An 8795-nucleotide genomic window follows, 5' to 3' on the forward strand; every position below is an offset into this window, starting at 1 on the left:
GAATCTCCATCACTCCGCGGTTATGCGGCTCTGAGAAACCTCTGAGACTCCTGTGGCAGGCTGGCCGACGGCTCTGCGCACGAACCGGACCCGAACAGCGTTTTCAGCGTTTTCGAGGAGGACGGTTGACCGCCCTGACCGACCCGGTACACATCGCCATCGCCTGCCACGGCGGACGCGGACACACCGCCACGCTCGGGGAGGCAGTACGAGCCGGAGCGAGCCGGGCCCCGGACGCCAAGGTCACCCTCATCCGGGTCGACCACCTCACCGATGAGGACTGGCGCCTGCTCGACGACGCCCACGCCATCGTCTTCGGCGCGCCCACGTACATGGGCACGGCCTCCGCCGCCTTCCACACCTTCGCCGAGACCAGCGCCCGGCGCTGGCTCACCCGCCGGTGGCAGGACAAAGTGGCCGCGGGCTTCACCAACTCCGGCTCCATGGCCGGGGACAAGGCGGGCACCCTCGGCTACTTCGCCACCCTCGCCGCACAGCACGGCATGCTCTGGGTCAGCCTCGGCCTGGCGTCCGGCTGGAACCGCTCCTCGGGCAGCGAGTCCGACCTGAACCGGCTCGGCTTCTACCAGGGGGCCGGGGCCCAGACGCCGGTGGACGACCGGTCGGGCACGGCGCATCCGTCCGACCTCGCCACCGCGGAACACCTCGGCCAGCGGGTCGCGGAGGTCACCCGGACCGTCGTCGCGGGCAGACGAGCGCTGGCACCGTGACACAGCGGCCGTGGTGGACCGTGGCCGTCGCGGTCCTGGCGCAGACGCTGGTCCTGCTGGACAACACGGTCCTCAACGTGGCGATGGAAACCCTCGCCGACCCGGTACGCGGCCTCGGCGCCGACTCCGCGGAGCTGGCGTGGGCCAACGCCTCGTACTCGCTGGTCTTCGCCGCGGGCAGCTTCGCCGGTGGCGCCCTCGCCGACCGCTACGGGCCGCGCCGCACCCTGACCGCCGGGCTGCTGCTCCTGGCCGTGGCCTCCACGCTGGCCGCGTTCTCGCCCGGCGCCACCGAACTCATCGTCACCCGCGGGTTCATGGGTGCGGGCGGGGCGCTCATCACCCCGGCGACGCTGGCGCTCGTCACCCGTGGCACCGCGCCCGCCCACCGCACCCGGGCCATCGCGGTGTGGGCCTCCGCGGGCGGCGCGGCGGTGGCGCTCGGGCCGGTGGCGGGCGGTGCGCTGCTGACCCGGTTCTGGTGGGGATCGGTGTTCCTCGTCAACCTGCCGGTGGTGGCCGTATGCCTGGCCGGTGTGGCGCTCCTGGTGCCCGAGCTGCGCTACGCCGAGCGCCGGGTACTCGACCCGGTGGCGCTGCTGCTGTCCGTCCTGGGGCTTGGCCTGGTGGTGTACGGCGTCATCCAGGGCGGCCGCCCGTCCGGCTGGACGAGCCCGGCCGCGCTGCTGCCACTGGTGGCCGGGCTCGCCCTGCTGGCGGTGTTCGTCAGGACGCAGAGCAGCCGGGAGACGCCGGGGTTCGACGTGCGCCTGTTCACCGAACCGCGTTTCGCGGGCGGCAGCGTGACCCTGCTGCTGCTCTTCTTCGGCCTGGCCGGACAGCTCTTCTACTGCGCCTTCTATCTGCAAGGGGTGCACGGTCTGTCGGCGCTTGCCGCCGGGCTCGTCATGGCGTCCGCCGCGGGTGGCATCGTCCTCGGCAACCAGGTCTCCCCGGCGCTGGCCCGGCGGCTGACCGTCCGCTGGTGCGCGGTGGCCGGAGTCCTTCTCGCGGGCGCCACCTTCGGTGCCTACGTGTTCTTCGACGCGGACACTCCGGTGGCCGCGATCGCCGTGGTGCTGTTCGCACAGGGCGTGGGTATCGGGATGGTGGTCGCGCCGATGACGGCGGAGATGATGGCCGTCCTGCCCGCGCGGTACACCGGCGCGGGCGCGGCCATCAACGCCGCCACCCGGCCCGTGGGCAGCACCCTCGGGGTCGCGGTCCTCGGCTCGGTGCTCGCCACCGCCTACCGGGGGGAGGTCCGGCCCGCGCTCGACGGTCTGGGCCCTGGGGCCAGGGGCCGGGCGCTGGACTCGGCGGAGGCCACCCGGGCGGTGGCCGCGTCGCTGGGCCGGTCCGATCTCCTCGCCGCCGCCGACCGGGCCTATCTGCACGCCCTGTACACCACCGCCACTTGGACGGCGCTGCTGTCCCTGGCGGGTGCCGTCCTCGTCATCGTCTCTTTCCGGCCACGACCATCACCGACGGAGGCAGGAAGTGGATATGGGTCTGCGCCACCTGCGGATCGTGCTCACCGTGGCTGAATCCGGCAGCATCAGCCGCGCGGCCGCCACACTGAATATCGCGCAATCCGGCCTCTCCACTCAACTCAGGCGCATCGAAGGGGAATTGGGCGGCCCGCTGTTCCGCCGCCGGCCGCAGGGCGTCGTCCCTACCGAGCTGGGTGTGCATGTGGTGGGCCGGGCGCGGGAGTTGCTGGACGCGTTCGGCGACCTGCTCGCCACGGCGCGTACGCTCGCCCAGCCCGCAGAGCCGCCGCGGGCCGTCGGGCTGGGCGGCGTGGACAACCCGTGGGTGCCGCTGATCGCCGCACTCATCCGGGAGCGGCTGCCGCACCATGAGCAGCTGACCTTTCTGGAGCCCTCCTCCCAGGCCGCGCTGGAGCTGCTGCGCACCGAGAAGATCGCGCTCGCGGTCGTCAGCGAGTTCCCGGACGTCGGACCGCCCGCGGTCCGCGAGTTCACCGTCCGTGACCTCGGCACCGAACCGGTGCTGATCGGACTGGCCCCGGGCCACCGGCTGGCCCACCGGCAGACGGTCACCCTCGAAGAGCTGGCCGACGAGATCTGGGTCGCCCCCGGAGACCGCTCCGACGGCCTCGGCCTGAGCCTGCGGATCGCCTGCGAGCGCGCCGGTTTCACCCCCCGCTTCCGGTACTTCGGCGCCGACCAGACCACCGCGGCGGCCATCGTCAGCGCCGGGAACGCGGTCGGCGTCTTCGCCGCCCCGGCCGACCGCTGCCCCGGCATAGCCCTGAAACGCCTGGCCGACGGCCGCCTATGGCGCCGGACCCGACTGGTATGGCCCCCCGATTCGCCACTGGCCGCGCTGGCGGAGGACATAGACGGCGGTGCCCTGGACTGGTGCCGCCCGCGGGTGCCGTGAGGGGCGGGTGTCTCGGGCGCGCGTGCGGTTGCGGGGCCCGTGGTGCGGGTCGCGCTGTCCGGTGCGGCCGGGGCCGCGCGGCGTTCTGGCGGTGCGGCCGCGCGGCAGCGGCAGGCTGGGCTGGCGGCGCGCCGTGGGCGCGGGGGCGCGTACGGGTGCGGGATGCCCGCGGCCCCGGCGGCGCTGTCGGGTGCGGCGCGTTCGCGGTTCGCTCGTTTGCGGTGCCGCCGCGTGCCGCCGCGTGCCGCCGCGTGCCGCCGTACCGGGTCGGTGCCCACGGCCGCGTACGGGGGCGCCCCGGAAGTGCGTCTGGCCGGGACCGGGCGTACCGGGTTGCGGGTCCGGTGGTGGCACGCCCGCGCTGCGGCCGTACCGGGGCGGTGCGCCCGGCTGTGGGCTGGGCTACGTGCCCGGCGGTGGGCCGGTCGGGGGTCAGTGGCCTGGGCCGTTCGGCTGGCGGGCCACTACGGACAGGCAGGCCGCGATCGACCGCTGCCGCGGAATCGCCTCGCCCGGCGCCTCCGCCGTCCGCGCCGCCGGGAGTTCGACGGTGAACAGCGCGCCGTGGCCTGGACGCCCCCCGGCGGTGATCCGTCCACGGTGGCTTTCGACGACCTCCCGGGCCAAGGCCAGGCCGAGCCCGAAACGCCTGCCCCGCCCCGACGTCCCCCGGGCGAACCGTTCGAAGAGGCGGTCGGCCTCCTCGGGCGCGAAACCCGTCCCCGTGTCGCGTACGGACAGCGACACGACCCCGGTACGCGGGGCGTCCACGGACACCACGACCTCGCCACCCGCCGGGGTGTGCCCCATCGCGTTGTCGACCAGCGCGGCGATCACCCGGCGCAGGGCCGGGGCGGTGCCCATCACCACGTGCCGACCCGGGCTGTGCCGCAGCCGTACGGCCAGGCCCAGCGACTGGGCGCGGGCGTCCTCGGCGGCCACTGCCTCCTCGGCGAGCGCGGCGACGTCGACCGGATCGCAGGAATCCGGCGACTGGGACAGCCGCGCGGACAGCAGCAGGTCGTCGATGATGTCGCCGAGCTGCCGGGTGCCGGTCACCAGGCGCTGGAGGTCGGAGGCCAGCTGCTGCGGGGGTTCCGAGCCGGAGCGCCGGGCCAGCAACTGGGCGCGGGTGTGCAACTGGGTGAGCGGGGTGCGCAGTTCGTGGCTGGCGTCCGCGACGAACCGCCGCTGCCGGTCCAGTGCCTCGGACAGCGGTGTCATCGCCCGCCGCGCGAGCATGCCGCTCGCCGCGGCGACGAGCAGCAGGCCGATCGACTCGGCCGTGGCGAAGGCGAGCAGCAGATGCTGGCGGTCGACGCGCTGGAACCGTTCGCCGTACGCGGCCTGTACGACCTCGTCGCCGCGCCAATCGGTGCGCACCGTGTACTGCTCGCCGCCGCGCTCCACCCGTTCCAGCACCGGGGGCGCGCCCGCGCGGACCGCCGCCAGGCTGGACGTCACGGGCAGGCCGTCCGGGATGCCGCGGGTGCTGCGGAGCACTCCGTCCCGCTCCACGGTGATCCACATGCAGACCGGCGGGCTCTCGACGGTGTTGCGCTGGACGCCCCACCGCGTCTCGCGCTCCGCGTCGGCGCGCTGGGCGAACAGTACGACGGAGTAGACGATGGCCACGACCAGCAGCATGATCACCGACATCACGAGCGAGATGCGCAGCGTGATGGACCACTGGGCGGCGGAGAGCCGTCGCTGCTCGGGGCTCCGAGCCGTACGGCGGGTCGGAAGGCGGACCGGGAGGGAGATCACAGCGTGCCCAACTGATAGCCGCGCCCCCGCACGGTACGGACGACGTCGCGGCCCAGCTTCCGCCGCAGGTAGTAGACGTAGGTGTCGACGATGGACTCCGCCGAGGTGTCGGGGAAGACTCGCTCGCGCAGGTGCGAGCGGTCGTGGACCCACTTGGGGGCGTCCGCGAGCGCGTGCAGCAGGCCGAACTCCCGCAGGGACAGTTCGACCCGGCTGCCGTCGGCGAGCTGGACCTCGTGGCGCCGCAGGTCCAGCTGCCCGCCGTCCCCGTCGCCGAGCGGCAGGACTTCGGCGTCCGCGCGGTCGCGCCGGTGCAGCGCCCGCACCCTGGCCAGCAGTTCGTCCACTTCGAAGGGCTTGACGAGGTAGTCGTCCGCGCCGGAGTCGAGGCCGGTGACCCGATCGCCCAGTTCGCCCAGCGCGGTCAGCACCAGGACCCGGGTGGTGACACCGACCCTCCGTAATCGTTTCACCAGGTCCAGGCCGTCGATGCCGGGCAGCATGCGATCGATGACCATCACCTGATGACGTCGGCCGAGACCGAGATGGAGCCCCCGGTGGCCGTCGAATGCCACATCGACGGCATAGCCCTCTGAGACGAATAGTTCGGCCAGCATGTCTGCGGTCTCCCGGTCGTCCTCGACCAGTAACAGCCGTGTCTGATCCGCAGTCAACCGTTGTGTATCGGCTGGGTAGATCATTCGCTCATCTTGGCAGCCCGGCTCCGGGGGCGGTGCGTACTATCTCGGCCGTCGGCGAGCGGGTCCGCCGGGTCCGCCCGGGCAGGCTCAGGCGGCCGGGAGGCGGTCGTAGGTCTTGAAGGTGTAGTACGCCGTATATGCGACCAGGCTGTCACCGGAGGCGGCGGGCAGGGCGAAGCGGTGGTTGATCGCGGGGCCGAGGGGGCCGCAGCGGGTGGCCGCGGGCGTGGTGAAGGTGTCGTCGTGCGCGGGGAAGCGAACCAGCGGCGGGTCCTGGGACAGCCAGGTGCTCGGCGCGTCCTTCGTGAGACGGAGCTTCACCGGATTCTCGTCGGTGCCGATGGTGCACGCCTGGTTGAGGAACGGTGAGACCAGTCGGAACTTCAGATGCAGTGCGCCGCTGCTGAGGAAGTCGGCGTAACCCCCGTACTCGGGCTGGACGGACAGGCCCAAAGCGCCCGGTACCGGTGTCGGCTCGGCGCGTGCGGTGCCCATGACCTGCCCGAACGTGCCGTCGGGCAGCGGGCCCTCGGCGTGGACGAGGGTGATGGGCTTGATGTCGGGGAGGTCGATCCCGCCCAGCTTGATGCGCCCGTACGCGACCGACACCTCGCAGTGCCACTTCGCGCGGTCGGCTCCCGCGGGCAGATCCTCAGGACAGTCGGCGTAGGCGGGGGCGAGCGACTCCGGGGTGGGGATGGGCGCGGTGGTGGAGCGGGCCGAGGCGGGATCGGCTGAGAAGGGCTGCGCGGAGGCCGGAGCCTGGGCAGTGGCGGTCAGGGTGAGGGCGGCGGCGACGGCGCCGACTCCGTACGCGAGGCGGCTACGGCGGAGCGCGTTCCTGGATCTCTTCATGCCCTCGACCCTGGCCGCCACCGGTGTCCCGGACCATCGGGAAGCTCCCTGAGTAGCCCCGCAGACGCACCCTGATGCGGCATCAGGGAGATGGATCAGGGGGTGGGGGCCAGGAGCCAGGGTCCCGGCTACAGCGCGCGGCGGATGGCGTCGGCCACTGTTTCGACGTGTGCGGAGAGCGCGAAGTGGCCGCCCGTGAGGCGGACGTGGTCGCGGACGTCCACGACATCGCGCCAGGCGGCGATCTCGGCGGGGGAGAAGACCTGGTCGTCGTCGGCGGAGAGGAGAAGGACCGGGGACTTGGTCCAGGCGCGGTCGGTCATGGCGGCGAGGCCGTCGCCCAGGAGGAGGTCGGCCCGTAGGGGCGGGAGGAGGTATTCGGCCACCAGGGCCTCGTCCAGATTGGCCATCCCCGGGGTGTCCAGGGAGCGCAGGAAGGCGAAGAGATCGCCGGTGTCGAGTTCGGCGGTCGGCTTGCCGAGGGGGTGCCGCACGAACTGGCCGGGAACCGGCCACGCGGACAGGACGACGAGATCCGGGGTGGTGGGGGCGCGGGTGGCCAGGAGGTGGGTCATGGCCGCGCCCATGCTGTGGCCCATGACGATGAGGCGGCCGTCGGTGGGCGGGAGCGTGTCGAGCGCGGCCAGGACGCTGTCCGCGGCCTCCGTGGGGTCGGTGACGGCCGGGGTGCGGCGGCGGTTGGCCCGGCCCGGCGGCTGGACGGCCCAGACGTCGGCCTCCGGGAGTGCGGCGGCGAAGGGGTGGAAGAAGGTGGCGGAGCCGCCCGCGGGCGGCCAGCACACCACTCGGTCCCGGTGCTCCGGAGCCGTCGCGGCGGGCTGATCGGCGTGCCGCAGCGGCTGCAGCCAGGGGTCGGTGATCGGGGCGTTCATGAGTGACCTTCCGGGAACGACGTCTCGGGGCAGGAAATTCAGTAATCCCGGGGTTTGTTGATGCTGTCAAGCACGCGAATAAGTCAGGGCAGTCTTATTTCTGACCTCTCCAGCAAGCACTAGGGACATCACTAGTTTGACAGAATGCGACAATGTAACCTTCGCCACATGAGTGCCCCTTGCATGCGTCGGCGCACTTCGTCGATGCTGATTTAGGGCCGAGCGCGTTAACCGGCTCTTCTTCTGGTGTCCACCTGAAAGGCGCCATGGTTTTCGCAATTCTTTTTCCCGGGCAAGGTTCCCAATTCCGGGGAATGGGCAAGGATGCCTTCCAGTGCTACCCCGGGCTCACCCAATTCGCCTGTGACGTGCTGGGGTACGACCTCGTCGCCCTGTGCCGGGACAACCCCGACGACATGCTGGCCCGCACGGAATACACCCAGCCCGCCCTCTACACCGTCAACGCGTTACAGATGTTCGAGCGCATACGGCGCGAGGACCGGCCCGCCGACTGCTATCTCGGGCACAGCCTGGGTGAATACAACGCCCTGCTGGCCGCTGGGGTGTTCGACTTCGAGACCGGCCTCAGGCTCGTCAAGAAGCGCGGCGAGCTGATGGCGGCGGCATCCGGCGGCGGAATGACGGCCGTGATGAACACTCCGGCGTCGCGACTCTTCGACATCCTCGGGCAGGACGGCGTCGAAGGCCTGGACGTCGCGGGCTTCAACACCGACGCCCAGCTCGTCATCGCCGGTCCCGCCGGGGCGCTGCGCGCCGCTCACGCCGCGTTCAAGGAGCGCGGCATCCGGTTCGCGCCGCTGCGCGTCAGCGCGCCGTTCCACTCCCGGTACATGGAACCGGCCCGCGCGGAGTTCGAGCGATACCTGAAGGAGTTCACCTTCGCCGAGCCCGCCGTCGACGTGGTCGCCAACGTCACCGGACGCCCCTACGAAACGGGCGCGATCGTATCGACGCTGAGCCAGCAGCTCGTCGAGCCGGTGCGCTGGACGGACAGCGTCCGGCATCTGCTCGCCCGCGACCCCCAGTTCGCCTGCGAAGAGGTGGGCGGAAAGTCCCTCTCGCGCATGGTGGAAAAGATCCGCGCGTCAGAAGTCCTCGCACCCGTTCCCGCGCCCGTTCCCGTCTCCGACTGAAACCAGGGTTCTGAAATGAGCAGGACAGAGAAGATCCAGCAGTTCATAGAGGAGCGCTTCCTCGTCGAGTTCGGCGGCGACATCACCGCCGACACCGACCTCTTCAAGGAAGGGGTCATCGACTCCTTCGGCTATATCCAGATGATGAACTTCCTCGAGGACGAGTTCGCGTTCCACATGGACGAGGCCGACATTCTCACCGATGTGTTCGTCTCCCTCTCCTCCATCGACGACTTCGTGTCCCGCAAGCTCGCCGAGTCCAACCGCCGGTAACTCGCCGAGCCC

9 protein-coding genes are annotated in these 8795 nt (G+C 71.7%); 5 read left to right on the forward strand and 4 right to left on the reverse strand.

Going from position 1 to position 8795, the window contains the following annotated elements:
• Positions 1-134 precede the first annotated feature (134 nt).
• From ACZ6CL_RS24550 to ACZ6CL_RS24560, 3 genes are read left to right on the forward strand one after another with little or no spacing between them, the layout of a single operon-like run.
• A complete protein-coding gene (locus ACZ6CL_RS24550; protein ID WP_468938856.1) occupies positions 135-731 on the forward strand; it encodes a flavodoxin family protein in 597 nt (198 codons plus the stop codon).
• Complete coding sequence (locus tag ACZ6CL_RS24555; RefSeq protein ID WP_468938768.1) at positions 728-2278, forward strand: MFS transporter; 1551 nt, start codon at positions 728-730, stop codon at positions 2276-2278. Before ACZ6CL_RS24550 ends, ACZ6CL_RS24555 begins: the two co-directional genes overlap by 4 nt.
• Entirely contained in the window at positions 2238-3140 is a 903-nt protein-coding gene (locus ACZ6CL_RS24560) for a LysR family transcriptional regulator (protein ID WP_468938771.1), read from the forward strand. The genes ACZ6CL_RS24555 and ACZ6CL_RS24560 overlap by 41 nt, the downstream gene beginning before the upstream one ends.
• 432 nt (positions 3141-3572) lie before the next feature.
• Here the strand turns inward: ACZ6CL_RS24560 and ACZ6CL_RS24565 are convergent, their stop codons facing one another.
• The 4 genes from ACZ6CL_RS24565 to ACZ6CL_RS24580 all read right to left on the reverse strand — a co-directional run bounded on the left by ACZ6CL_RS24565 (position 3573) and on the right by ACZ6CL_RS24580 (position 7356).
• A complete protein-coding gene (locus ACZ6CL_RS24565; protein ID WP_468938773.1) occupies positions 3573-4907 on the reverse strand; it encodes a sensor histidine kinase in 1335 nt (444 codons plus the stop codon).
• A complete protein-coding gene (locus tag ACZ6CL_RS24570) occupies positions 4904-5581 on the reverse strand; it encodes a response regulator transcription factor (protein WP_468938775.1) in 678 nt (225 codons plus the stop codon). The genes ACZ6CL_RS24565 and ACZ6CL_RS24570 overlap by 4 nt, the downstream gene beginning before the upstream one ends.
• A gap of 114 nt (positions 5582-5695) precedes the next feature.
• Positions 5696-6463, reverse strand: a complete 768-nt coding sequence (locus ACZ6CL_RS24575) for a hypothetical protein (protein ID WP_468938777.1) — start codon at positions 6461-6463, stop codon at positions 5696-5698.
• 128 nt (positions 6464-6591) lie between these two features.
• The gene (locus ACZ6CL_RS24580) at positions 6592-7356 is read right to left on the reverse strand and encodes a thioesterase II family protein (protein WP_468938778.1); all 765 of its coding nucleotides are present in this window, start codon (positions 7354-7356) and stop codon (positions 6592-6594) included.
• Between the two features lie 266 nt (positions 7357-7622).
• On the opposite strand from ACZ6CL_RS24580, the gene fabD reads away from it, so the two are divergent.
• Positions 7623-8510 (forward strand): ACP S-malonyltransferase, encoded by an 888-nt coding sequence (gene fabD, locus ACZ6CL_RS24585; protein ID WP_468938858.1) that lies wholly within the window; start codon positions 7623-7625, stop codon positions 8508-8510.
• Positions 8511-8525: 15 nt separating this feature from the next.
• Entirely contained in the window at positions 8526-8783 is a 258-nt protein-coding gene (locus tag ACZ6CL_RS24590; RefSeq protein ID WP_468938779.1) for an acyl carrier protein, read from the forward strand.
• Positions 8784-8795: the final 12 nt, after the last annotated feature.

The organism is Streptomyces sp. NPDC041200, from assembly GCF_055591805.1.

What these genes read in the sequence shown, in the direction of transcription:
- ACZ6CL_RS24560 (WP_468938771.1), top strand. Translation starts at nt 2,238, where the DNA reads ATGGGTCTGCGCCACCTGCGGATCGTGCTCACCGTGGCTGAATCCGGC.
- ACZ6CL_RS24575 (WP_468938777.1), bottom strand. Translation starts at nt 6,463, where the DNA reads ATGAAGAGATCCAGGAACGCGCTCCGCCGTAGCCGCCTCGCGTACGGA.
- ACZ6CL_RS24580 (WP_468938778.1), bottom strand. Translation starts at nt 7,356, where the DNA reads ATGAACGCCCCGATCACCGACCCCTGGCTGCAGCCGCTGCGGCACGCC.
- fabD (WP_468938858.1), top strand. Translation starts at nt 7,623, where the DNA reads ATGGTTTTCGCAATTCTTTTTCCCGGGCAAGGTTCCCAATTCCGGGGA.
- ACZ6CL_RS24590 (WP_468938779.1), top strand. Translation starts at nt 8,526, where the DNA reads ATGAGCAGGACAGAGAAGATCCAGCAGTTCATAGAGGAGCGCTTCCTC.